This window comes from Streptomyces sp. NPDC047525, assembly GCF_040643025.1.
In the GTDB taxonomy this organism is placed as follows: Bacteria; Actinomycetota; Actinomycetes; order Streptomycetales; family Streptomycetaceae; genus Streptomyces; species Streptomyces durmitorensis.
Map to the genome: position 1 here is coordinate 405,438 of NZ_JBEYTL010000007.1, position 24,242 is coordinate 429,679.

Below are 24,242 nucleotides of genomic sequence, written 5' to 3' on the forward strand. Positions count from 1 at the left end.
GGGCACGCGACCACGTATCCGCATACCGGACAGCAAGCCCCGGCGGGAGCGACTACTGCCCCGCCTGGAACATCGCCCGCACCAGCGGCCCCGCCGAGTCGCCGCCGTGTCCGCCCTCCTGCACCACCGCTCCCGCCGCCAGATCACCGCGGTACGCCGTGAACCAGCCGTTGGGCTTCTTCTGGCCGTCGACCTCCGCCGACCCCGTCTTCGCGCCCATGTCGGAGCCGAGCCCGGACATGGGCTTCACCGCGGTGCCCGCGACAGCGGTGTAGTGCATCAGGTCCCGCAGCGCCGAAGCCGTCGCGCCCGACATCTTCCGGGGCGCCGTCGCGAGCGTGCGCTTGTCGACGTCCGGGGAGACCAGGTACGGCTGCTTGAACGTGCCCGACTTCACCGTGGCCGCCACCGACGCCATGTTCAGCGGGTTCATGCGGACCCCGCCCTGACCGATCAGCGACGCCCCCATCTGCGCGTCGCTCTGCACGGGGATCGCGCCGTCGAAGGACGGGGCGCCGATCGACCAGTTGTCGCGGCCGAGACCGAAGACCTCCTGCGCCTGCTTGGTCAGGGAGTCGTTCTGAAGCTTCTTGGCCTGGCTGATGAAAGCCGTGTTGCAGGACCGGGCGAAACTCGCGCGGAACGTGCCGTCCTTGATCTGGAACTTGTCGTCGTTCTGGAACTTCCAGCCGCCGTACGTCACGTACTTCGGGCACGGGTGCTTCTTGTCGACGCCCGCGAGCTTCTTCTCCAGGAGGAGGGACGACGTGATGACCTTCATCGTCGAGCCGGGGGCCAGCGAGCCCTGGAACGCCGTGTTGAAGCCGCTGGGATTGGAGTTGGCGGCCGCCAGGATCTCGCCCGTGCTCGGCTTCACCAGGACCACCGACGCCTGCTTGCGCTTGCCCGTCTCCTTCTCCGCCGCCGCCTGGAGCGAGGCGTCGAAGGTCGTCTTCAGGGTGCCGGGAGTGCCGGGGGAGAGCGTGAGCAGCGTCTTGTCGGGCGTCGCCTTGGCGTCGTCCTTCGTCGTCGCCGACTTCTCGGCGTCCTTCGCGCTGTTCTTGCGTACGACGCGCAGCTCGACGCCCGCGGTGCCGCCGGCCTTCTCGCCGAACTTCTCGCGCATGCTGTCAAGGACCGTGCCGAGGGAGGGGTACTTCGCCTTGGTCAGCTCGCCGCCGTCCCGGTCGACCGCCTTGATCGGCGGGTCCCCGGCCTCGCCGGTGACCAGGCGGTCACCGTCCTTCAGGTCCGGGTGGACGACGGAGGGCTGCCAGCCGATCAGCGTCTTGCCGTCGTGCTTCCTGCGCACCACCGTGAGCTCGGACTCGTAGGCGAAGGGCTTGGTCTTTCCCTCGTACGAGACCGTCGACGAGACCGAGAACGGCACCTTGGCGCCCGCCCGCTTGCCCGGCGCCATCTTCACCCGCGTGAGGTGGGAGTCCTTGGCGTACGCGGTGAGCGCGGTCTTCGCCGCCGTCCGGTCGTCCGTGAACGCCGCGGCCTTCGCCACGTCGCCCTTCTCCCACGCGGCGAGGAAGTCGTTCGTGGTGGCACGGACCTCGGCGGCCGTCGGCGGGCCCGCGGCCACCGGCTTCTCGTCGACCGTCGGGTCTCCGTCGTCGCCGGACGAGCCGCCGATCAGGCTGTACGCGGCGATGCCCACGCCGCACACGACCACGGCGGCGGCGCCGCCGAGCACACCGGGGTGCACCTTGGCGCTCTTCGCACCAGGTGTGCCAGGTGTGCCCGGCGTACCGGGATTACCCGGTCTGCCCGTGATGTTCTTGATGCCCTTGCGCTCGCTGGCGCGCCCTCGCTTGCCCACTGACCCTCCGCAGATCCCAGAGCCCCCAAGCTCTGCACCGGAAGGCCCCACACTAGGGGGCTTTCATGAAGCCCCCGACCAATCACCTCAACTGCCTGCGGCAAGCACCGCCGCCACGATAGGACCCGCCGTATCCCCTCCGTGGCCGCCCTCCTGGGCCACCGCGGCGGCCGCCACGTCCCCTCGGTAGCCCGTGAACCAGCTGTTGGGCGTCTCCTGGCCGTCGACCTCCGCCGAGCCGGTCTTCGCGCCGATGCTGCCGCTGAGCCCGGCCATGGCGCGGGCGCCGGTGCCGCTGACCGCCGTGCGGTTCATCATCTGGCGCAGCTGCTGGACCGTGGACGCGGGCAGGCCGTCCGCCTGGGCCAGTTCACGGTCGTCCAGGCCCTGGGCGACGATGACCGGCTGCCGGAAGGCTCCCGTCATCGCGGTCGCCGTGACCGACGCCATGTTGAGGGGGTTCATCTGCACCTCGCCCTGGCCGATCATGTTCATCGCGCGGTCGCCGCCACCGGACGCGGGGACCGAGCCGTCCACCGTCCGGATGCCCACCTTCCAGTCGAGGCCGAGGCCGAACCGGTTCTGCGCCTCCTCGGTGAGGGTCCCGTCCGTGATGCCGTCCTCGTCGACCAGCTTCACGAACGCGGTGTTGCAGGAGCGCGCGAAGCTGTCCGCCAGGCTCGCGTTCTCGTCCGGGGCCAGCCCCGGCAGGTTGCTGACGGTGCGGCTCTGCCAGGTCGCGCTGTCCGGGCAGGGCGCGGGACCGCTCGCCTTCGTCACGCCCTTGTCGATGAGCGTCGCCGCCGAGACGATCTTCATCGTCGAGCCGGGGGCCATCTTGCCCTCGAAGGCCGCGTTGAACTCGTCCTCCCGGTGGTTGGCCACCGCCAGGACCTCGCCGGAGCTCGGCCGCACGGCGACCACCGAGGAGTTCGCGTGCTGCGCCACCGCCTTCTCCGCGGCTCGCTGCGCGGGCGCGCTCAGCGTCGTCTTCAACTGGCCTGCCTTGCCCTTGGCGAGCGTGAGGAGCGTCTCGGTTCCCGCGTCCTCGTCGGCGTGCTGGACGTAGAGCTCGACGCCGGGGGTGCCGCCCGCCTTGTCGCCGTACTTCGCGCGCAGTTGGTCAAGGACCGGGCCGAGCGACGGGTAGTCCTTCTTGTCCAGGACCGTGCCGTGCCGGTCGACGGCCTGGATGGGAGGCGCCGCGGCCTCGCCGGTCTGCAGGGTGTCGTCCCTCTTCAGGTCCGGGTGGACGACCGAGGGGTCCCAGTCGACGAGCGCGCGGCCGGTGGTCTCGCCGCGGACGACGGTCAGTTCGGAGTCGTAGGCGAGCGGCTTGGTCTTCCCCTTGTACGACACCGTGGCCCGGACGGAGAACGGCACGATCGTGCCGGTCGCCCTGCCCGGTGTGAGCTTCACCTTCGTCAGGTGGGCGTCCTCGCGGTAGCCGGTCAGGATCTTCGAGGCCACTTCGGCGTTGTTCGTGTACGAAGCGGCTTCCTCCGCGTCGCCCTTGGCCCACGCGGTGAAGAACTTCTCCGTCGCCTCGCCGATCTCGCCGCTCGTCGGCGGCCCCGTCTTCACGGCCGCCGGGCCCGCGGCCGGCGAACCGCCGCCCCCGGTCACGCCGTTCACCAGGTTGTACGCGCCGTACCCGGCGCCCCCCACCATGACGGCGAACACCCCGCCGACCAGAGTGACCTTTACCCCTTTGCGCATCGCGCGCCCCCTCCCCAGGAGCCCTCCCGAATGCGTCCGGGAGGGTGGTTCGCCCCGAACCCTAAGCGGAGGAGGTGACGTACGAGGGAGCTGTTATCCGAAGGTGTCCAAGGTGCCCACTACATGGACATCGCTGGACCCGCATGCTCCTAGACCCACGTGTCCAGGAGCATGCGGGCCCGCCAGGAGTCGATGGGAATGGCCTGGCCGGTGTAAATGGGCCAGAACCAGATGAAGTTCCAGAGGATCAGGAGCACCAGGACGCCCGATGCCGCGGCGCCCACGACCCGCCGCCGTTCGCCGGAACCGGGCGGGCCCAGGATCGCGCCGATCATCATCGACACCGCGAGGCAGAGGAACGGCACGAAGACGACGGCGTAGAAGAAGAAGATCGTCCGCTCCTGGTACATGAACCACGGCAGATAACCCGCCGCGATCCCGCACACGATCGCCCCCGCGCGCCAGTCACGGCGGAACACCCACCGCCACAGCACGTAGAGCAGCGCGAACGCCCCCGCCCACCACAGCATCGGAGTGCCGAGCGCGAGGACCTCGCGGGCGCACTTCTCGGCGGTGCCGGAGGGGCAGCCGTCCTTGCCGGGCAGCGGCGACTCGTAGAAGTACGAGACGGGGCGGCCGTCGACGATCCAGCTCCACGGGTTGGACTGGTAGGTGTGCGGCGAGGAGAGCCCCACGTGGAAGTCGTACACCGCGTGTTCGTAGTGCCACAGGCTGCGCAGCCAGTCCGGCAGGATCGTCCAGGAGCCGCCCTTGCCGTCCGTGGCCGCCCAGTTGCGGTAGTAGCCGCCCGTGCCGTCGGTCGGGGAGAGGATCCAGCCGAGCCAGGACAGGACGTACGTGCCGATGGCGACCGGCACCGTCGAGACGAACGCCGGGAACACGTCCCGCTTCAAGGCCGCGCGGTAGGGGCGCACGGCGCCGGCGACGCGGCGGCCGCCCACGTCCCACAGGACGGTCATCAAGCAGAAGAAGACCATGATGTACAGGCCGTTCCACTTGGTCCCGAAGGCGAGCCCCAGGCAGAGACCGGCAGCCCAGCGCCAGGGCCGCCACCCCAGGCGCAGGTTCTCGGCGACGTACGCGTCCGGGCGCACGATCCCGTCCTCGTCCTTGGGCAGCGCGGCCGCGAGTTTCTCGCGCGCCTTGTCCCGGTCGATCAGGAAGCAGCCGAACGCGGCGAGCACGAAGAACATCAGGACCTGGTCGAGCAGCGCGGTGCGGCTCATCACGAAGTGCAGACCGTCCACCGCGAGCAGCGCGCCCGCCAGACAGCCCAGGAACGTCGAGCGGAAGAGCCGCCGCCCGATCCTGCACAGCATCAGGACCGACAGGGTGCCGAGCACCGCCGTCATGAAGCGCCAGCCGAAGGGATCGAAGCCGAAGATCCACTCACCGATGCCGATGACGTACTTGCCGACCGGCGGATGCACCACGTACGCGGCGTCCGTGGGGATCGTGACGTTCGAACCCTGCTCCAGGACGGTGTCGTTGACCTTCTCGGGCCAGTTGACCTCGAAGCCCCGGTGGATCAGCGCCCAGGCGTCCTTCGCGTAATACGTCTCGTCGAATATCACGGCCTTCGGGTTGCCGAGATTCCAGAACCGGGTGATCCCCGCGACGAGCGTGATCAGCAGCGGGCCGATCCAGCCGGACCACCGGACCAGTTGATCGGCGTAACTCCTGGGCATGCCGATCGACGCCCACAGCCGGGGGCTCGGTTCGGTGTACGCGGGCACGAGCCGGGCCCGGACATCGGCGGTGGGCCCCGTGGTGCGCGCCACGTAGCCGAAGCGGCGCAGCCTGTGCTGCCACGACGGCTGCTGCTCCTCGGCTGCCTGGCTTTGGCGGGTGTCCGGGGAAGACGCGGTACTGGTCACCGCGCCATCGTAGGGAACCCGACTGTGTGAGTCCCGTCCCCTGGCCCCTGCGAGGATGGAACCGTGACAGGAAGCGCTGATTCCCCCGGAAACCCGTCCCCCGGAACCCTCGTCCTCGCGGGCACGCCCATCGGCGACGTCGCGGACGCCCCGCCGCGGCTCGCCGCCGAGCTGGAGTCGGCCGACGTGGTGGCCGCCGAGGACACCCGGCGGCTCCGCAGGCTCACCCAGGCGCTCGGCGTGCAGGTGGGCGGGCGGGTCGTCTCGTACTTCGAGGGCAACGAGACCGCGCGCACGCCCGAGCTGGTCGAGGCCCTGGTCGGCGGTGCGCGGGTGCTGCTCGTGACCGACGCGGGGATGCCCTCGGTGTCCGACCCCGGGTACCGGCTCGTCGCCGCAGCCGTGGAGAAGGACATCCGGGTCACCGCCGTGCCCGGCCCGTCCGCCGTGCTCACCGCGCTCGCGCTCTCGGGGCTTCCGGTGGACCGCTTCTGCTTCGAGGGCTTCCTGCCGCGCAAGGCGGGCGAGCGGCTCTCGCGGCTGCGCGAGGTGGCCGAGGACCGTCGCACTCTCGTCTACTTCGAGGCACCGCACCGTATCGACGACACCCTCGTCGCGATGGCCGAGGCGTTCGGCGACGAGCGCAGGGCCGCGGTCTGCCGCGAGCTGACCAAGACCTACGAAGAGGTCAAGCGCGGTTCGCTGAAGGATCTCGCTCAGTGGGCGGCCGACGGCGTACGCGGTGAGATCACCGTCGTCGTCGAGGGCGCACCCGAGAAAAGCCCAGGTGACCTGGGTCCGGAGGAGCTGGTGCGCAGGGTGCGGGTGCGCGAGGAGGCGGGGGAGCGACGCAAGGAGGCGATCGCCGCCGTCGCGGCCGATGCGGGGGTACCCAAGCGCGACGTGTTCGATGCGGTCGTGGCGGCAAAGAATGCGGCTCAGGCCGCCCCATCGGACGGCAAAGGACTATCGTAAAAAGCAAAGTGAGGGCCGCGCACCGGGCCTGAAGGCTATGGAAAGGCCAAATCGCCTTCAACTGTCGACAGGTCTGATGCGCTCGCTCCGGGAAAGGCGTCCACTGGTCAAAGGGGACGCACCCGTCCCCACGCTTCCGGCCGGGAGGAATCCCCGGCCCGGCAGCGCTTGTCCAGCGGACAAGAGGAGCTGGCATGAGTGAGATCGCCGACACCGGTCACGACACCACGGCGTCCAACGCGATATCCAGGACAAACACCGTTCACGAGTCGTACGCCTTCGCCTGTATGCGGTGCGGGCACGGCTGGGAACAGTCGTACGAGATCGAGCATCACGTGGACGGCCAGGGCAAGGAATTCGTGGTGTACGTGGCGAACGGCCAGCGTGTGCCGTCGCCCCTGACCCGGCCGACGTGCCTGAACTGCGACGGGCATGTCGTACGGATCATGAGGGCCGGGCAGGTGTCGTCGGTGCTCGATCTGATGCAGCGGCATCACGCGCCGCGCGCGGCGGCGGGGGACAAGTCCGGGGCCGGGGCCGATGCGGCCGAGACCCACGAGTCCAAGCATCACCACTGGCATCTGTCGGCGCTGCTGCATCCCTTCCACCACCGCAAGGCGGGATGACGGCTCTTTGGGCGGGCTGACGTCCCCTTCGTAGGATCGGGGGCATGCCTTCCGACGCCAAGAACGCCGCGCCGCCGCTGCCCGAACCCCTGCGGGTTCCGGTCGCCGACTCCCACACCCACCTCGACATGCAGTCGGGGACGGTGGACGAGGGGCTCGCCAAGGCCGCGGCGGTGGGCGTGACGACGGTCGTCCAGGTGGGCTGCGACGTGCGGGGCTCGCGCTGGGCCGCCCAGACGGCCGCCGCGTACGAGAGCGTGCACGCCACCGTCGCCCTGCATCCCAATGAAGCGCCGCGCATCGTGCTCGGCGACCCCGACGGCTGGTCCCGGCAGGGGGCGCGCGAGGCGGGCGGCGAGGGCGCGCTCGACGCCGCGCTCGCCGAGATCGACAGGCTCGCCGCGCTGCCGCAGGTCAAGGGCGTGGGCGAGACCGGGCTCGACTACTTCCGCACAGGACCCGAGGGCAAGGCGGCCCAGGAGCGGTCCTTCCGCGCCCACATCGAGATCGCCAAGCGGCACGGCAAGGCCCTGGTCATCCACGATCGCGAGGCGCACGAGGATGTGCTGCGGGTCCTGAAGGAGGAGGGGGCTCCGGAGCGCACCGTCTTCCACTGCTACTCGGGCGACGCGGCGATGGCCCAAGTGTGCGCGGAGAACGGCTACTTCATGTCCTTCGCGGGCAACATGACGTTCAAGAACGCGCAGGGGCTGCGGGACGCGCTGGCTGTCGCCCCGCTGGAACTCGTGCTCGTGGAGACGGACGCGCCCTTCCTCACGCCCGCTCCCTACCGCGGACGGCCTAACGCGCCGTATCTCATTCCGGTCACATTGCGGGCCATGGCCGAGGTGCGCGGTATCGGCGAGGACGCCATGGCCGAGGCGATCTCGGTCAATACGGCGCGCGCATTTGATTACTGACCGATAACGCCCGCGGCCCCCTGGTTCAGGGCAATGCCGCGACACTGCGTAGTCGTGCTGCTTTGGAGAGTGACGATTGCTCCGCTAGGTTCTGGTCCGCCTCGCCCGATCCGGACCAGAACGAGAACGCTGGAGCGTCGTCGTGAGTCATGCGCCGCAGTACGAGACGTCTTATGGGGGCGGCACGACCTATGAGCCGGAGCCGGAGCCTGGGCTGTGGCCTGAGCCGGAGCTTGGGCCGGAGCTCGGGCCGGAGCCTGAGCTTGATGCCGGGGACTACTTCCCCCGGCAGGCCAACGGGGCCGTGCCCGACGGAGGGCGGGCCGGGGCGCGGCGGGCCGCCCGGCGGAAGAAGACGAAGCCGCGGTCGTCGAGCCCGCGGTCGAGCGGGCGGTCGAAGGGTTCGTCTCCTGCCGCCGGGCGGCCCGATTCGTTCCGGCGGCTGCTGCCGCAGGCGCTGGTCGTCGCCTTCCTGGCAGGCGGCACCTCCGCCTTCGTCGCCAACGACAAGGCCGTGCAGCTGAGTGTCGACGGCGAGTCGCGGACCCTGCACACCTTCGCGGACGACGTGGGGGAGCTGCTCGAGGACGAAGGCGTGGACTTCGGTACGCACGACATCGTGGCGCCGACCGCGAGCACGGCCCTGGCCAGCGGCGACGAGATCGCCGTCCGCTACGGCCGGCCGGTCAAGCTCACCCTCGACGGGCAGCGGCGCGAGGTGTGGACGACGGCGCGCACGGTGGACGGCGCGCTGCGGCAGCTCGGGGTGCGGGCCGAGGGCGCCTACCTGTCGGCCTCGCGGAGCAAGCGGATCGAGCGCGGTGGCCTTGATCTCGACGTACGGACCGAGCGCACCGTGACGATCATGGCGGACGGGCGTGAGCGGACCATCCGTACGAACGCGGCGACGGTGCGGGAGGCGGTCGCGGAGTCCGGGATCACCCTGAACGGCCAGGACACGACGTCCGTCGCGCCCGGCAGCTTCCCGCGCGACGGACAGACGGTCACCGTCATGCGGATCTCCGGGCGTAAGGAGGTGCGGGAGGAGCCGATCCCGTTCGACGTGCGGCGGACGGACGATGCGTCGCTGTTCGCCGGTACGGAGGTCGTGGAGCGGCAGGGGCACCAGGGGACCCGGCGGGTCACGTACGCGCTGCGGACGGTCAACGGCGTCAAGCAGAAGCCGCGGCGGGTGCGGTCGGAGGTGGTGCGGGAGCCGCAGACGCAGATCGTGAAGGTGGGGACGAAGCAGCTGCCGAATTCGGTGTCGGGGGCGGACGGCCTGAACTGGGGCTCGCTGGCGCACTGCGAGTCGGGCGGCCGCCCGAACGCGGTGGACGCGTCGGGGACGTACGGGGGCCTGTACCAGTTCGATACGCGGACGTGGCAGGGGCTGGGCGGGTCGGGTCGCCCGCAGGACGCTCCGGCGGAGGAACAGACGTTCCGCGCGAAGAAGCTGTACGTGCAGCGGGGGGCCAGTCCGTGGCCGCACTGTGGGGGGCGGTTGTAGGGGCGCGGTTGTACGGGGCTGCTTCGGCTGCGGGTTCGTGGGGGCTGCTGCGGTGGGGCTGCTTCAGTGGGGGAGTCCTGCGTGCCGTGCGTGGCGGGCTGCTGGTTCGTGGGGGCTGCTGCGGGGCTGGTCCGTCTTGGGGGCGGGGCCGCGCCGGTATGTCCGTCCTCGCTATCGTCCGGTGGCCGCGGGGCTGCTGCGGCGGGGGAGCGCCGCGAACCGTGCTCCGGGCGGACATACCGGCACGTCCCCTCACGTGCGCTGCCGACTACGGGCGCGTGAGGGCCGATCGCCCACCCAACGCTCGTCACCGCGGGGCAATCGGGCGGGTGGGTGGGAAAGGCTTGTTCGGCGAGGGTCGGATGCGGGGTCGCGGGCGGGTGGGTGGGAGAGGTCTGGTCGGGGCCCAGGGGCCAGGGCCCGTAACCTGGGGTGGTGAGTAACAGTGAGCCCGGGGCCCTTTTCGGCGCCGCCGACATCCGCGAGCTGGCCGCTGCCCTGGGCGTACGCCCGACCAAGCAGCGCGGCCAGAATTTCGTCATCGACGCCAACACCGTCCGCCGCATCGTCCGCACCGCGGAAGTCGGCCCGCAGGACGTGGTCGTCGAGGTCGGGCCGGGGCTCGGCTCGCTGACCCTCGCGCTGCTCGACACCGCGGACAGCGTCATCGCGGTCGAGATCGACGACGTGCTCGCCGGGGCCCTTCCGGCGACCGTCGAGGCCCGGCTCCCGGCGAAGGCCGCATCCTTCGCGCTCGTGCACAGCGACGCGATGCTCGTGCGCGAGCTGCCGGGCCCCGCCCCGACCGCGCTGGTCGCCAACCTTCCGTACAACGTGGCCGTGCCCGTGCTGCTGCACATGCTCGACACCTTCCCCAGCATCGAGCGCACGCTCGTGATGGTGCAGGCCGAGGTCGCCGACCGCCTCGCCGCCGACCCGGGCTCGAAGGTGTACGGCGTGCCCTCGGTGAAGGCGAACTGGTACGCCGACGTGAAGCGCGCCGGTTCCATCGGGCGGAACGTCTTCTGGCCCGCCCCGAACGTCGACTCCGGTCTGGTGTCGCTGGTGCGGCGCGCCGAGCCGGTCAAGACCACCGCGTCGAAGCGCGAGGTCTTCGCCGTCGTCGACGCCGCTTTCGCCCAGCGCCGCAAGACCCTGCGGGCCGCGCTCGCCGGATGGGCGGGCTCGGCCGCCGCGGCGGAGGCGGCGCTCGTCGCCGCCGGAGTCTCGCCGCAGGCGCGCGGCGAAGCCCTGACGGTGGAGGAGTTCGCGCGGATCGCCGAGCACAAGGGGGCGGGCGCGTGAGCGTGACCGTACGCGTTCCCGCGAAGGTCAACGTCCAGCTCGCGGTGGGGGCCGCGCGCGCGGACGGTTTCCATGACCTCGCCAATGTCTTTCTCGCCGTAGGGCTGTACGACGAGGTCACCGTGACCCCCGCCGAGCAGCTGCGCGTGACCTGCTCCGGTCCCGATGCCGCCCAAGTGCCCCTGGACCGTACGAACTTGGCGGCCAGGGCTGCTGAGATGCTCGCCGCACGTCATGGACGCAGCGCCGATGTGCACATCCACATGGCCAAGGACATCCCCGTCGCGGGCGGCATGGCCGGTGGCAGCGCGGACGGCGCGGGCGCGCTCGTGGCGTGCGACGCGCTGTGGGGGACCGGCGCGTCGCGGGGCGAACTGCTCGACATCTGCGCCGAGTTGGGCAGCGATGTGCCGTTCAGCCTGGTGGGCGGGGCCGCGCTGGGCACAGGGCGTGGCGAGCAGCTGGAGGTGCTCGAGGTCGGCGGGGCCTTTCACTGGGTGTTCGCCGTGGCCGACGGCGGGCTGTCCACGCCCGCGGTCTACCGCGAGTTCGACCGGCTGACCCCGCAAGCCCCCGCACCAAAGGCATCGGCTGCCCTGCTCGACGCCCTGCGCAAGGGGGATGTCGAGGCTCTCGCCGGTGCCGTCGCCAATGACCTGCAGCCCGCGGCTCTTTCGCTCTTCCCCTCGCTCGCCGACACCCTCGCCGCCGGTACCGACGCGGGCGCCCTGGCCGCGCTGGTCTCCGGATCCGGGCCCACGACGGCGTTCCTCGCCGCGGACGCCGCGTCCGCGCGGCGGATCGCCGCGGCGCTTTCGGCCTCCGGCACCTGCCGCACGGCCCGCGTCGCGGACTCACCGGCGCCGGGCGCGACGCTGCTCTAGCTGCTTCAGCTGCTCCAGGCGTGCAGGTACTCAGGCGCGGATCTGAGTACCTGCACGCTGACGCGCGGTCCGCGGTGCGCGCGACCGTACGTACATGGGATCAAGCGTTCGCGAACTGGCCGAGAAGACGCCCACCGGGCGCGACCGGTACATCGACCTGCTGCGGGTCGCCTCGCTCGGCACGGTCGTCGTCGGGCACTGGCTGATGGCGGCGGTGACCGTCGGGGACGACGGCCGCACCGAGGTCGGCAACCTCCTCGCCGTCGTGCCCGAGCTGCAACTCCTCACCTGGGTCCTGCAGATCATGCCGGTGTTCTTCTTCGTCGGCGGCTTCTCGCACGCGCTGTCGTACCGCTCCCTGAGCCGGAAGGCCGAGGCGGGCGCGTCCGTCTACTCGGTGTTCCTGCGGGCCCGCCTCCAGCGGCTGCTGCGGCCGACGATGGTCTTCATAGGGGTGTGGGGTCTCGCCGCCCTGGTGGTCCAACTCCTCGGCCAGGGCGGTGCGTTGCTCGACGTGACACTTCGGCTGGTCGCCCAGCCGCTGTGGTTCATCGGCATCTATCTGGCGATGGTCGCCTTCACGCCGCTGCTGCTCGGTCTGCACGAGCGGTACGGGTGGGGCGCGTTCGGCGGTCTCGTCCTCGCGGCGGGCGCGGTGGACGTGGCGCGCTTCGCCTTCGGCGTGCCGTACGTGGAGTTCCTGAACTTCGCCTTCGTGTGGCTCGCCGTGCATCAGCTCGGCTTCCTGCGGGCGGACGGCAGGCTGCGGATGCCCGCCGCCCTGGCCGTGACGGGGCTCGCGGGCGCGGCGGCCCTGGTGGCCTTCGGGCCCTATCCGCTCTCCATGGTCGGGATGCCCGGCGAGCGCGTGTCGAACATGGCACCGCCGACCTTCGCGCTGCTCTGCCACGGGATGTGGCTGGTGGGCGCGGTGGAGCTGCTGCGGGGGCCCGCGGTGCGGTGGCTGGCGCGCCCTCGGGTGTGGCGGGGCGTGGTGGCGGCGAACGGGGTCTCGATGACGGCGTTCCTGTGGCACCTGACGGCGATGCTCGGGGTGTACGGGGCGCTGATCGCGGCGGACGTGCGGCTGCCCGAGCCCGCCACCGCCCAGTGGTGGACGCAGGTGCCCTTGCGCATGGCGGCCGCGGTGGTGGTCACCGGGCTGCTGGTCGCGGCGTTCCGTCGCTTCGAGAAGCCGGGTGCGGTGCGGGAGCCGGGCGGCACATCGGGCGCGGCCTCGGGGCCCGCGGCCGCGGTGGGGGTCGTGCTCTGCCTCTTCGGGGTGCTCGGGCTCTCCATGGTCGGCTTCGGAGGCCTGCTCGAAGGGCGTACGGCGATGGTGGTGGCCGTGCGGATGACGGCGCCCGTGGCGGTGGGGATGGCGTTGGCGGGTTGGCTCCTCGTGGAGCGGGCCGGGAGTCCGTCGCTCCCTGGCTCCGCCCGCCGGACCGGCTGATCGTCTCCGGAACGGCCGCCGGGCCCGTGGTCGCCGCCTCCGACTACGCTGGAGGTCGATCGATCCCCTTCCCTGGAGCGTTAATGGCCGTCAACCTGGTCAATGTCGAGGCAGTCAGCAAGGTGTACGGCACGCGTGCCCTGCTCGACGGTGTCTCCCTCGGCGTGTCCGAGGGGGACCGGATCGGCGTCGTGGGGCGCAACGGCGACGGCAAGACGACCCTCATCCGGATGCTCGCCAAGCTGGAGGAGACGGACTCCGGGCGCGTCACGCACAACGGCGGTCTGCAGCTCGGCGTGCTGACCCAGCACGACTCGCTCGACCCCGGGGCCACCGTGCGGCACGAGGTCATCGGGGACCTCGCCGACCACGAGTGGGCGGGCAGCGCCAAGATCCGTGACGTCCTCACCGGGCTCTTCGGCGGCCTGGACATGCCGGGCTTCCCGCAGGGCCTCGACACCGTCATCGGGCCGCTCTCCGGCGGCGAGCGGCGGCGTATCGCGCTCGCGAAGCTGCTCATCGGCGAGCCCGACCTGATCGTGCTCGACGAGCCGACCAACCACCTCGACGTCGAGGGCATCGCCTGGCTCGCCGAGCACCTGCGGACGCGGCGCTCGGCGCTCGTCTGCGTCACGCACGACCGCTGGTTCCTCGACCAGGTGTGCACGCGCATGTGGGACGTACAGAGCGGGGACGTCTTCGAGTACGAGGGCGGGTACTCCGACTACGTCTTCGCGCGTGCCGAGCGCGAGCGCATCGCGGCCACCGAGGAGACCAAGCGCAAGAACCTGATGCGCAAGGAGCTGGCCTGGCTGCGGCGCGGCGCCCCCGCCCGCACCAGCAAGCCGCGGTACCGCATCGAGGCCGCGAACGAACTCATCGCCGATGTGCCGCCGCCGCGTGACAGCAGCGAGCTGATGAAGTTCGCGACGACGCGGCTCGGCAAGACCGTCTTCGATCTTGAGGACGTGACCGTCCAGGCCGGGCCGAAGCTGCTCCTGAAGCACCTGACCTGGCAGCTCGGCCCCGGCGACCGCATCGGCCTCGTGGGTGTCAACGGCGCGGGCAAGACCTCGCTCCTGCGGGCGATGGCCGAGGCCCAGCGCTCCGACGGCGACGTACAGCCCGAGGCGGGGCGTGTGGTGGTCGGCAAGACCGTGAAGCTCGCCTATCTCTCGCAGGAAGTGGCCGAACTCTCGCCGACGCTGCGGGTGTTGCAGGCCGTGCAGCAGGTGCGCGAGCGGGTCGACCTCGGCAAGGGCCGGGAGATGACCGCGGGGCAGCTCTGCGAGACGTTCGGCTTCAACAAGGAGAAGCAGTGGACGCCCGTCGGTGATCTGTCCGGTGGTGAGCGGCGGCGGCTCCAGCTCCTTCGGCTCCTCATGGACGAGCCGAACGTCCTCTTCCTCGACGAGCCGACGAACGACCTCGACATCGAGACGCTGACGCAGCTCGAAGACGTTCTTGATGGCTGGCCGGGGTCCATGGTCGTGATCTCCCACGACCGGTTCTTCCTGGAGCGCACCACCGACAAGGTCTTCGCGCTGCTCGGCGACGCCACGATGCGGATGCTGCCGCGCGGCATCGACGAGTACCTGGAGCGGCGCAAGCGGATGGCGGACGCGGGCACCCCCGCGGCCCCCCTCGCCGCGTCATCGTCCGCCGAGTCCGCCGCACCCGCCGCCCCGCAGAAGACCGTCTCCTCCGCCGACGCCCGCGCCGCGAAGAAGGAACTCCAGAAGATCGAGCGGCAGCTGGACAAGATGTCGACAAAGGAAACATGGCTGCACGCCCAAATCGCCGATAACGCCACCGACTTCGGAAAGGTGGCCAAATTGGACGCGGAGCTGCGTGAACTCGTCAGCGAGCGCGACGAGTTGGAGATGCGCTGGCTGGAGCTCGCGGAGAGCGCGTAGAGGTCTCGTAACGGACGCATCACGGGCCGGTCCTCCCTTGGGAACAGGGGACGGACCGGTCAGTTGTGCTAGGCGGTCAGGGTGATAGAAAGGTCGGCCTGAGCACCACTTGGCGTGCCGAAAAATCAGTGAAGGGGGAAGCGCTGATGACTCAGCCGCCCAACCAACCGCCCTCCGGCGGTTTCGGAGCTCCGCAGGATCCGCAGCAGGGAGCCGCGCCGCAGCCACCGGGCCAGCCACCGCAGATGCCCGGCCAGCCACCGCAGGCCCCGCCGTCGGGGGCCCCGCAGACTCCGCCCGCGCCCCAGCCCGGCTACGGCTACCCGCAGACCCCGCCGCCGGCCCAGCCGGGTTACGGCTACCCGCAGCAGCCCGGCCAGCCCGGACCGTACAACCAGCCCGGACCTTACGGCCAGCCCACGCAGCCCGGTCAGCCGGGTCCCTACGGCCAGCCCACGCAGCCGGGCCCCTACGCCCAGCCCCAGTACGGCTACCCGCAGCAGCAGGCGCAGTTCCCCGGCGGCCCCGGCATGCCCGGAACCCCGCCCGGCGGCGGGAGCAAGAACCCCTTCAAGGGCAAGCCCGGTCTGATCGTGGCCGCCGTCGCGGCCGGTGCGCTCGTCATCGGCGGCGTCGCCTGGGCGGTCGTCGGCGGTGACGACGGCGGCAAGAAGAAGCCGGCCGCCGGCAAGAGCGACGACCCCAAGGCCAGCGGCTCCGCGCCGGTCAACCCGGGCGACGGCAGCGGCGACGGGGACGAGAAGCAGGAAGACCTCAACGCGGGCCGCAAGACCGGCGAGTCGAAGGTGCTCTGGTACAAGGAGGCGCCCAAGGTGCCCGGTTCCGGCGCCGACGCCAAGGGCATGTGGGTCAAGGACGACATCGCCGTCAAGGCCGCGTACAAGGAGATCACCGCCTACAACGTCAAGACGGGCGACACCGCCTGGCCGACGATCAAGTTCCCGCAGAAGATCTGTGGCACGACGCCGCAGATCACGAAGGACAACAAGATCGTCGTCGCGTACAAGGACGGCCAGAAGGACAACGCCAAGTGCAGCCAGATCCAGGTCGTCGACCTGAAGACGGGCGGCAAGGGCTGGGCGAAGCCGGTCAAGGAGGAAGGTCTCTTCGACTTTTCCACCAACGTGGACCTGTCCCTCACCGGCGACACCCTGATGGTCGGCCGCTCCCAGTCCGGCACGGCGCTGCGGATGAGCGACGGCAAGGAGCTCTTCGTCGCCGACAAGAAGGACCCGGGGACCTGCTTCCCCAGCGGCTTCGCCGGCGGCAAGAAGCTGCTCGTCGCCTACTCGTGCGGGGCGAGCTCGCCCACCGAGCACGACGAGCTGCAGCAGATCGACCCGAAGACCGGCGACGCCGTGTGGACGAAGAAGTTCCCCAAGGGCTGGAAGATCGGCCGGATCTACTCCGAGAGCCCGACGATCATCTACCTCACCAACGAGGACAAGAAGAAGTGGAACATCACCACGCTGAAGCCCAACAGCAGTGACACCCGCTCCGAGGTCGGCGTCGACGAGGACTTCGCACCCGAGTGCGACGGCTCGACGTTCCTCGGCGGGAGTCTGCAGGGCTGCCTGGGCGCGACGACCGACGACAAGAACCTCTACCTGCCGACCAAGGCGACGTCCGGCGCCAACGAGGTCGTGGCGATCAGCCTCGCCACCGGCAAGGAGGCCTGGCGCACGAAGTCCCCGATTGAGGAATCGATGCTGCCGATGAAGGTCGACGGCGGTTCGCTCATCGCCTACGTCAACCCCTCGTACGACTCCGGCGGCCAGGTCGTGTCGATCCCGCTCTCGGGCTCGCACCAGCCGAAGACGCTCCTGAAGAACCCCGAGGGGACCTCGGAGATCGAGAGCGGCTTCTACTCGAAGGCGGTCGACTACGTGGACGGTCGCTTCTACATCTCCACCACGCGGCTCTCGGGCAGCGCAAAGGGCCAGGAGAAGCTGATGCTGGCCTACGGCAAGTGATCTTCTCCGCGGGCAAGTCGCCCTCGTCGTCGCTCAGTTCAACTCTCGTCCCCAAGGAATCGACGTCATGACCCAGCCGCCCCAGCCGCCCAACGAGCCCCCGCAGGGCGGGTTCGGCGCCCCCCAGGACCCCCCGCCGGGTGGTTTCGGCGCTCCCCAGGACCCGCCGCCCGTGGGCTTCGGCAAGGCTCCCGAGCCGGCCCCGAACCCGTCGTACGGCTACCCGCAGACCCCGCCGCCGGCCCAGCCGCCGACGCCGCCCGCGGGCCAGCCCCCGGCCGGGCCGCCGCCGCAGACGCCGCCCCCGCCGCCGCAGGGCCAGCCCAACTACGGCTACCCCCAGGCGCCGCAGGCCCCCGGCACCCCGCCTCCCGGCCAGCCCCAGGGCTACGGCTACCCGGGTCAGCCGACCCAGCCGTACGGCCAGCAGGCCCCGTACGGGCAGCAGCCTCCCTACGGCGCCTACCAGCAGCAGCCCCCGACGATGCCGATGTCGCCGCAGCCGGGCGCCCCGGCCGGGGGCGGTTCGAAGCTCAGCAGCCAGATGAAGATCATCACCGGTGCGGTCGTCGCGATCGCCCTGATCGTCGGCGGCGGTGTCTTCTACGCCACGACGTCGGGCAAGGACGACACCGAGGCGAGCTCCGAGGGCTCCACCGGCGGCAAGGACGGCAAGGGCGGCGAGGGGAAGGGCGGCAACGAGCAGGGGCCGAGCGGCCCCGGCACGGAGAAGGTCCCGTCCAACACCAGCGCCACGGTCTCCATGCAGCTCCCGCAGCCGGAGGTCCCCAAGGACGACGTCTGGAGCATCAAGGGCTCCTGGCTCACCGATGACGTCTACGCCAAGGCGGGCGTCAACAAGATCGTCGGCTACAACCCGACCGACGGCAAGGAACTGTGGACCCTGCCGCTCGCGGGCCAGACCTGCGCGGGGTCGCGCGAGGTCACCAAGGACGGCATCGCCGCGGTCGCGTACGAAGAGGGCAAGCGGAGCAAGAAGGGCGACCACGAGACCTGCTCGCAGATCTCCGCGATCGACCTGAAGAACGGCAAGCGGCTCTGGACGGAGACCATCGACGAGGGCAGCGCCGCCGCCCGGGTCGAGGAGCTCACCATCAGCGGCAGCACCGTCGCGGTCGGATCCAGCGCGGGCGGCGCCGCCTTCGAGATCACCAAGGGCAAGCACCTGTGGGAGCCCACCCCCGGCGACGAGTGCCAGGACGAGGGCTACGCCGGCGGCGAGCAGCTCGTCGCCGTCCAGAAGTGCGGTGACTACGGCGACGAGAAGCTCAAGGTCCAGCTCATCGACTCCAAGACCGGCGACGAGAAGTGGACCTACCCGGTGACGCCGGGCGTCGACAACGCCAAGATCATCTCGACCCGTCCCGTCGTCTTCGGCCAGGACACCCAGGAGATCACCGCGAGCGGCGTCACGGACGTCTTCTCGATCGACGACAAGGGCGAGCTCCGCGCCAAGATCTCGCTGCCCGACGGCAAGTACGACCACGACTGCGAGGTCAACGTGGTCTACGCCTGCTCCTCGCTGGCGGTCGGCAACGACAAGCTCTACGTCCCCACCCGCCAGCACGACGGCGGCGGTGACGGCTACAGCCAGACGAACGAGATCATCTCGTTCTCGCTGGCCACCGGGAAGACCACCGGTGACCGTGCCGACGCGGGCGAGAACGGCGAGATGTTCCCGATCCGCATGGACGGCGGCAACATCCTGGCGTACAAGGACGCGGGCTACGACAAGGGCGCCCAGGTCATCTCCCTCAACGGCAAGACGATGAAGGAGACCAAGCTCCTGGAGACCCCCGCCGCCCAGTCCGTCGGCAGCGCGATCAGCAGCATGGTCCCGAAATCGAACGAACTCCTTTACGGCGACGGCAAGCTGTACCTCGGCAAGGAGCTGATCAGCAAGCCGTACTCGAAGGACGAGAAGGAGTACACGGCCCTGGGATTCGTCGCCCAGTAGGCCCTGTGACCTCCGTGTACGCACCGGACGGCCCCGTTCCTGATGAGGAGCGGGGCCGTTCCGCGCTGTTCCGCTTTCCCCGCGGACCATTCCGTACGCACGTACTCCCCCTCACTCCTCCATGGCCGGGATTTAGGCATTCCGGGCCGCTTATCGCCGGTAGGGGGCGCGCGACGTCGAACAAGCGTGTAGCTTCCGGGGGATGAGTGGGTGCAGGGCCGGGGGGCCCTCGATCCGTGGGGGATTCGTGGGGGAAAGTGGGGGGTTGCTCGATGGGTGTGCGACTCATGGTGGTCGACGACCACCGACTGCTCGCCGAGGCACTCGCCTCGGCGTTAAAGCTGCGCGGGCACCGGGTGCTCGCCGCGGCCGCACCCGCGGCCGGGGCGGCGGAGCTGGTGATCAGCCGCGCTCCCGAGGTCTGCCTGCTCGGTACGGCGACGCCCGCCGAGCCCGGAATGTTCGATCCGGTCGTGAAGATCAAGCGGGAGCGCCCGCAGGTCGCCGTGGTCGTGCTCGGCCCGGTGCCCAGCCCGCGCGGCATCGCCGCGGCCTTCGCCGCGGGGGCGTCGGGGTACGTACGCCATGACGAGCGCATCGAGGGCGTCGAGCGCGCGATCATGAAGGCGAGAGCCGGGGAGGCCGCCGTCGCACCGCAGCTGCTCCAGGGCGCCTTCAGCGAGCTGCTCAATCCCGCAGCCCAGCCCGACGACGAGGGGCAGCGCCTCCTTCAGATGCTGACGCCGCGCGAGGTCGAGGTCCTGGTGCGGGTCGCGGACGGCGAGGACACCCGGCTGATCGCCGCCGGGATGGGGATCGCGCCCAGCACGGCGCGCACGCACGTGCAGCGCGTCCTGATGAAGCTGGGCGTCGGATCCCGGCTTGAGGCCGCGGCGCTCGCCGCCCGCACCGGCCTGCTCGACCGCGCGGAACGGCCCGCCGCGGGCTACGCGAACGACTCGGAGACGCCGACGGGGCCCGAGTCACCAGCGCAGTGAACTCGGGCCCCGGCCGGGGGTGTCGGGTGTTACTCGTCTTCCGGTGCCTCGGTGGGCGGCGTGGGACGCAGCCACAGCCAGCCGAGGAAGAAGAGCCCGAGCGCCAGCATGGCCAGGCCCGTCCACAGGTTGATGTTGATGTCCTCCGCCTTCTTCATGTCGGCGTCGGACGGTGAGATTCCGGCGATCGTCACGATGATTCCGTAGACGACGAACAGACCACCGATGATCCGCCGGATGTCGAAGAGGCGGGCCGCCGTGGCGGACTTGCTCTCCAGCTCGGAGACTTCGCGTCGCAGTTCAGACATGTTCTTCCAGACCTCCGATCGGGGTTAGAGCGAGTACGGCAGGTAGCAGAGCGCGGCGAGCACGATCGCTCCCCAGCCGAGCAGCGCGGGCTTGCGGTACCAGGCGTCGTCGCCCTCCGCGGGCGGCTCGTCCAGGTCCGGCGAGCTCGTCCCGTAGACCAGACCGGCCAGTTCGGCCTCCGGCTTGGGCGCGGTGAAGAGCGTGACCACGACCATCACCACGGCGCCCGCGACGAAGCCGACGATCGCCGAGACGAAGTTGGCGCCCTGGTCGGTCGGGATGTCGATGACGCCCTGCTTGTAGATGTAGAAGTAGTTGATCATCGCGGCGGTCGTGCCCGCGACCAGGCCCCACACACCGGACTTCATCGACGCGCGCTTCCAGAACATGCCGATGATGAAGACCACGAACATCGGGACGTTGAAGAAGGAGAACAGCGTCTGCAGGTACCCCATGATGTTCGAGAACGACGAGGCGATGAAGGCCGTTCCGACCGAGGCGAGGACGCCGATCGCGGTGATCACGCGGCCGAACTTCAGGTAGTAGCCGTCGGGCTTGCCCGTCTTCACGTACTTGCCCCAGATGTCGTACGTGAAGACGGTGTTGAAGGACGACACGTTCGCCGCCATGCCCGCCATGAACGCCGCGAGCAGACCGGTCACCGCGATGCCGAGCACGCCGTTGGGCAGCAGCTCCTGCATCAGGTACGGGATCGCGTCGTTGTACGTCAGATCCGAACCCGCCGTGCCGATCTTCGGGACGAGTACGGCCGCGACCAGGCCCGGGATCATCACGAGGAAGACGATGAAGATCTTCGGGAAGGCGGCGATCAGCGGCGTGCGCTGGGCGGCGGAGAGGTTCTTCGCGGACAGGGCGCGCTGCACCTCGGCGAAGTTGGTCGTCCAGTAGCCGAACGAGAGCACGAAGCCGAGGCCGAGGATGATCGTCAGCCAGTTCGCGCCCAGCGGGTTGGCGTCACCGATGCCGGTGCCGCCCCACGCGCTCATGAAGTCCTCGCCGTGCGCCTTCACGAGTGAGTCGGACATGCCGTCCCAGCCGCCGACCTTCTTGAGGCCGATGACGCAGATCGGGATGAGCGCGGCCAGGATCACGAAGAACTGGAGTACTTCGTTGTAGATCGCCGAGGAGAGCCCGCCGATCGTGATGTACGCGAGGACGAAGAAGCCGGCGACCACGATCGCCACCCACTGCGGCCAGCCGAGGAGCGCCTCGACGACGATCGAGAGGGCGTAGAGGTTGACGCCCGCGATGAGGATCGCGGCGAACGCGAAGAGCACCGAACTCAGCAGGTGAGCCGATTTGTCGAAGCGCTGGAGCAGGTACTCGGGGACCGAGCGGACCTTGCTGCGGTAGTAGAACGGCATCATCACGAGGCCGAGGAAGACCATCGCGGGGATGGCGCCGATCCAGTACCAGTGGACGACCGCGACGCCGTACTGGGCGCCGGTCGCGGCCATGCCGAGGATCTCGGTGGCGCCGAGGTTCGCGGCGACGAACGCGAGACCGGTGACCCAGGCGGGCAGCGAACGGCCCGAGAGGAAGAAGTCGAGGCTGGTCTTCACGGAGCGCCGGGCGGCGAAGCCGATGCCGAGGACCACGATGAAGTAGATCGCGAGGATCGCGTAGTCGAGGCCGTTGGTGGGCAGCCGAAGCCCCTCGGCCAGGGTCTGTGTGGGGGACTGCATGCGTGAACTCGCTTCGTTGCGCGAACTGATCAGACCGGAACCTACGCTCCTCACTTCAATAACTGAAGACTTCTGTTGGTGTTCTTTGTTGGATTGTGATCGAACGCAGGGCTCCGACCGCATTGACGATGCTGTTGCCTTGTGATTTGTTATGTTCGGTTATGTTGGGTGGGTGTTGGTGAGGAGCCCCGGACGTGAAGAAGACCTCGACCCGTCTCGCAGACGGTCGTGAGCTCATCTACTACGACTCGCGCGACGACGCGGTGCGCGACGCCATCGACCGGAGGCCCCTGGACCCCATCGCCACCACCTCGGAGATCCGCAGGGACCCGCTCCTGGGCGACGCGGTCGCCATCGCCTCGCACCGCCAGGGCCGCACCTACCACCCGCCGGCCGACGAGTGCCCGCTGTGCCCCTCCGAGAAAGAGCGGCTGAGCGAGGTCCCCGACTCCTCGTACGACGTGGTGGTCTTCGAGAATCGCTTCCCCTCGCTGGCCGGGGACGCCGGACGGTGCGAGGTCGTCTGCTTCACCTCCGACCACGACTCGTCCTTCGCCGACCTCACGGAGGACCAGGCGGGCCTGGTCCTCGACGCGTGGACGGACAGGACCGCCGAGCTCTCGCACCTGCCCTCCGTGCAGCAGGTGTTCTGCTTCGAGAACCGCGGTGCCGAGATCGGCGTGACCCTGGGCCACCCGCACGGGCAGATCTACGCGTATCCCTTCGTCACTCCGCGCACGTCCCTGATGCTGCGGTCCCTTGCCGCGCACAAGGAGGCGACGGGGCGCAATCTCTTCGACGACGTCGTCGCCGAGGAGTCGGCCGCCGAGCGCGTGGTCCTGGAGACCGAGCAGTGGGTGGCGTTCGTCCCCCACGCCGCGCACTGGCCCTACGAGGTGCACCTCTACCCCAAGCGCCGGGTGCCGGACCTGCTCGGGCTCGACGAAGCGGCACGCACAGAGTTTCCCCAGGTCTATCTGGAACTGTTGAGGCGCTTCGACCGGATCTTCGGTGACGGTGGAACCGAGGGCGAGGCGCTCACTCCGTACATCGCGGCGTGGCACCAGGCGCCCTTCGGCGCCCTGGAGGAGCACGAAGGGGTCAATCGGGACGACTTCGCGCTCCACCTCGAGCTTTTCACCATTCGCCGCACTTCGGGCAAGCTGAAGTTCCTCGCGGGTTCCGAATCCGGCATGAGCGTGTTCATCAACGACGTGCCGCCGGAAGCCGCGGCCCAGCGACTGCGAGAGGTAGCGAGTTCATGAGCGGTAAGTACCTGGTCACCGGCGGGGCGGGCTATGTGGGAAGCGTGGTGGCCCAGCATCTGATCGAGGCCGGGCACGAGGTGACCGTCCTCGACAACCTCTCCACCGGGTTCCGCGAGGGCGTCCCGTCCGGCGCGACCTTCGTCGAGGGCGACATCCGCGATGCCGCCAAGTGGCTGGACTCCTCCTTCGACGCGGTGTTGCACTTCGCCGCCTTCTCGCAGGTCGGCGAGTCCGTCGTGAAGCCCGAGAAGTACTGGGACAACAACGTCGGCGGCACGATGGCGCTGCTCGCGGCGATGCGCGACGCCGGGGTCCGCAGGCTCGTCTTCTCCTCGACGGCGGCGACGTACGGCGAGCCGGTCAGCACCCCCATCACCGAGACGGACCCGACCGCCCCGACCTCTCCGTACGGCGCGTCGAAGCTCGCCGTCGACCACATGATCACCGGTGAGGCCGCGGCCCACGGCCTGGCCGCGGTGTCCCTTCGCTACTTCAACGTGGCGGGCGCCTACGGTCAGTACGGCGAGCGCCACGACCCCGAGTCGCACCTCATCCCGCTGGTCCTCCAGGTCGCGCAGGGCCGCCGCGAGGCGATCAACGTCTTCGGCGACGACTACCCGACCCCGGACGGCACCTGCGTCCGTGACTACATCCACGTCGCGGACCTGGCGCAGGCCCACCTCCTCGCCGTCGAGGCGGCCACCTCCGGCGAGCACCTCATCTGCAACCTCGGCAACGGCAACGGCTTCTCCGTGCGCGAGGTCATCGAGACCGTCCGCCAGGTCACCGGACACCCGATCCCCGAGGTCATGGCCCCGCGCCGCGGCGGCGACCCGGCGGTCCTCGTCGCGTCCGCGGCCACCGCGCGGGAACGGCTCGGCTGGAATCCGTCCCGCGCGGACCTCGCGGGCATCGTCGCCGACGCATGGGCGTTCGCCCAGCGTTAACAGGG

The 24,242-nt window shown here is 70.0% G+C and carries 18 protein-coding genes; 13 read left to right on the forward strand and 5 right to left on the reverse strand.

Annotation, left to right across the window (positions count from 1 at the left end):
- Positions 1 to 52: 52 nt before the first annotated feature.
- The 3 genes from ABZ833_RS22765 to ABZ833_RS22775 all read right to left on the reverse strand — a co-directional run bounded on the left by ABZ833_RS22765 (position 53) and on the right by ABZ833_RS22775 (position 5,445).
- Entirely contained in the window at positions 53 to 1,702 is a 1,650-nt protein-coding gene (locus ABZ833_RS22765; RefSeq protein ID WP_361049680.1) for a penicillin-binding transpeptidase domain-containing protein, read from the reverse strand.
- A 213-nt stretch (positions 1,703 to 1,915) separates the two neighbouring features.
- Entirely contained in the window at positions 1,916 to 3,547 is a 1,632-nt protein-coding gene (locus ABZ833_RS22770; protein ID WP_361049374.1) for a penicillin-binding transpeptidase domain-containing protein, read from the reverse strand.
- Positions 3,548 to 3,696: 149 nt separating this feature from the next.
- Positions 3,697 to 5,445 carry a phospholipid carrier-dependent glycosyltransferase gene (locus tag ABZ833_RS22775; RefSeq protein WP_361049376.1) on the reverse strand — a complete coding sequence of 583 codons (1,749 nt, stop codon included), beginning with the start codon at positions 5,443 to 5,445 and terminating at the stop codon, positions 3,697 to 3,699.
- Between the two features lie 63 nt (positions 5,446 to 5,508).
- Between ABZ833_RS22775 and rsmI the strand changes: the two genes are divergently transcribed.
- The 11 genes from rsmI (at position 5,509) to ABZ833_RS22830 (ending at position 20,007) form a co-directional block, all read left to right on the forward strand.
- Positions 5,509 to 6,420, forward strand: a complete 912-nt coding sequence (gene rsmI / locus ABZ833_RS22780) for a 16S rRNA (cytidine(1402)-2'-O)-methyltransferase (protein WP_361049378.1) — start codon at positions 5,509 to 5,511, stop codon at positions 6,418 to 6,420.
- 194 nt (positions 6,421 to 6,614) lie between these two features.
- Complete coding sequence (locus tag ABZ833_RS22785) at positions 6,615 to 7,046, forward strand: hypothetical protein (protein WP_361049380.1); 432 nt, start codon at positions 6,615 to 6,617, stop codon at positions 7,044 to 7,046.
- Positions 7,047 to 7,090: 44 nt separating this feature from the next.
- A complete protein-coding gene (locus tag ABZ833_RS22790; protein WP_361049382.1) occupies positions 7,091 to 7,966 on the forward strand; it encodes a TatD family hydrolase in 876 nt (291 codons plus the stop codon).
- A gap of 142 nt (positions 7,967 to 8,108) precedes the next feature.
- The gene (locus tag ABZ833_RS22795) at positions 8,109 to 9,476 is read left to right on the forward strand and encodes a ubiquitin-like domain-containing protein (RefSeq protein ID WP_361049384.1); all 1,368 of its coding nucleotides are present in this window, start codon (positions 8,109 to 8,111) and stop codon (positions 9,474 to 9,476) included.
- A gap of 435 nt (positions 9,477 to 9,911) precedes the next feature.
- The gene (rsmA, locus tag ABZ833_RS22800) at positions 9,912 to 10,781 is read left to right on the forward strand and encodes a 16S rRNA (adenine(1518)-N(6)/adenine(1519)-N(6))-dimethyltransferase RsmA (RefSeq protein WP_361049386.1); all 870 of its coding nucleotides are present in this window, start codon (positions 9,912 to 9,914) and stop codon (positions 10,779 to 10,781) included.
- Positions 10,778 to 11,665 carry a 4-(cytidine 5'-diphospho)-2-C-methyl-D-erythritol kinase gene (locus tag ABZ833_RS22805; RefSeq protein WP_361049388.1) on the forward strand — a complete coding sequence of 296 codons (888 nt, stop codon included), beginning with the start codon at positions 10,778 to 10,780 and terminating at the stop codon, positions 11,663 to 11,665. The genes rsmA and ABZ833_RS22805 overlap by 4 nt, the downstream gene beginning before the upstream one ends.
- A 94-nt stretch (positions 11,666 to 11,759) precedes the next feature.
- Positions 11,760 to 13,121 carry an acyltransferase gene (locus tag ABZ833_RS22810; protein WP_361049390.1) on the forward strand — a complete coding sequence of 454 codons (1,362 nt, stop codon included), beginning with the start codon at positions 11,760 to 11,762 and terminating at the stop codon, positions 13,119 to 13,121.
- Positions 13,122 to 13,204: 83 nt separating this feature from the next.
- Positions 13,205 to 15,037 (forward strand): ABC-F family ATP-binding cassette domain-containing protein, encoded by a 1,833-nt coding sequence (locus tag ABZ833_RS22815; protein WP_361049392.1) that lies wholly within the window; start codon positions 13,205 to 13,207, stop codon positions 15,035 to 15,037.
- Positions 15,038 to 15,183: 146 nt separating this feature from the next.
- Entirely contained in the window at positions 15,184 to 17,031 is a 1,848-nt protein-coding gene (locus tag ABZ833_RS22820) for a PQQ-binding-like beta-propeller repeat protein (RefSeq protein WP_361049394.1), read from the forward strand.
- Between the two features lie 67 nt (positions 17,032 to 17,098).
- On the forward strand, positions 17,099 to 19,009 hold the full coding sequence (locus tag ABZ833_RS22825; RefSeq protein WP_361049396.1) for a PQQ-binding-like beta-propeller repeat protein: 1,911 nt from the start codon (positions 17,099 to 17,101) through the stop codon (positions 19,007 to 19,009).
- A gap of 272 nt (positions 19,010 to 19,281) precedes the next feature.
- The gene (locus ABZ833_RS22830) at positions 19,282 to 20,007 is read left to right on the forward strand and encodes a response regulator transcription factor (RefSeq protein ID WP_361049398.1); all 726 of its coding nucleotides are present in this window, start codon (positions 19,282 to 19,284) and stop codon (positions 20,005 to 20,007) included.
- 29 nt (positions 20,008 to 20,036) lie between these two features.
- Here the strand turns inward: ABZ833_RS22830 and ABZ833_RS22835 are convergent, their stop codons facing one another.
- A complete protein-coding gene (locus tag ABZ833_RS22835; RefSeq protein ID WP_361049400.1) occupies positions 20,037 to 20,315 on the reverse strand; it encodes a hypothetical protein in 279 nt (92 codons plus the stop codon).
- A 24-nt stretch (positions 20,316 to 20,339) separates the two neighbouring features.
- The gene (locus ABZ833_RS22840) at positions 20,340 to 22,022 is read right to left on the reverse strand and encodes a sodium:solute symporter family protein (protein ID WP_361049402.1); all 1,683 of its coding nucleotides are present in this window, start codon (positions 22,020 to 22,022) and stop codon (positions 20,340 to 20,342) included.
- Positions 22,023 to 22,216: 194 nt separating this feature from the next.
- Here ABZ833_RS22840 and galT point away from each other — a divergent pair, with 194 nt between their 5' ends.
- Together galT and galE are read left to right on the forward strand one after the other, a co-directional pair.
- Complete coding sequence (galT, locus tag ABZ833_RS22845; protein WP_361049404.1) at positions 22,217 to 23,287, forward strand: galactose-1-phosphate uridylyltransferase; 1,071 nt, start codon at positions 22,217 to 22,219, stop codon at positions 23,285 to 23,287.
- Positions 23,284 to 24,237, forward strand: a complete 954-nt coding sequence (gene galE / locus ABZ833_RS22850) for a UDP-glucose 4-epimerase GalE (RefSeq protein WP_361049406.1) — start codon at positions 23,284 to 23,286, stop codon at positions 24,235 to 24,237. The genes galT and galE overlap by 4 nt, the downstream gene beginning before the upstream one ends.
- Positions 24,238 to 24,242 lie beyond the last annotated feature (5 nt).

Excerpts from the sequence above, each read along its gene's own strand:
- ABZ833_RS22770 (WP_361049374.1), bottom strand. The coding sequence starts at position 3,547 with ATGCGCAAAGGGGTAAAGGTCACTCTGGTCGGCGGGGTGTTCGCCGTC.
- ABZ833_RS22785 (WP_361049380.1), top strand. The coding sequence starts at position 6,615 with ATGAGTGAGATCGCCGACACCGGTCACGACACCACGGCGTCCAACGCG.
- ABZ833_RS22790 (WP_361049382.1), top strand. The coding sequence starts at position 7,091 with ATGCCTTCCGACGCCAAGAACGCCGCGCCGCCGCTGCCCGAACCCCTG.
- ABZ833_RS22810 (WP_361049390.1), top strand. The coding sequence starts at position 11,760 with ATGGGATCAAGCGTTCGCGAACTGGCCGAGAAGACGCCCACCGGGCGC.
- ABZ833_RS22815 (WP_361049392.1), top strand. The coding sequence starts at position 13,205 with ATGGCCGTCAACCTGGTCAATGTCGAGGCAGTCAGCAAGGTGTACGGC.
- ABZ833_RS22820 (WP_361049394.1), top strand. The coding sequence starts at position 15,184 with ATGACTCAGCCGCCCAACCAACCGCCCTCCGGCGGTTTCGGAGCTCCG.
- ABZ833_RS22825 (WP_361049396.1), top strand. The coding sequence starts at position 17,099 with ATGACCCAGCCGCCCCAGCCGCCCAACGAGCCCCCGCAGGGCGGGTTC.
- ABZ833_RS22830 (WP_361049398.1), top strand. The coding sequence starts at position 19,282 with ATGGGTGTGCGACTCATGGTGGTCGACGACCACCGACTGCTCGCCGAG.
- ABZ833_RS22835 (WP_361049400.1), bottom strand. The coding sequence starts at position 20,315 with ATGTCTGAACTGCGACGCGAAGTCTCCGAGCTGGAGAGCAAGTCCGCC.
- ABZ833_RS22840 (WP_361049402.1), bottom strand. The coding sequence starts at position 22,022 with ATGCAGTCCCCCACACAGACCCTGGCCGAGGGGCTTCGGCTGCCCACC.
- galE (WP_361049406.1), top strand. The coding sequence starts at position 23,284 with ATGAGCGGTAAGTACCTGGTCACCGGCGGGGCGGGCTATGTGGGAAGC.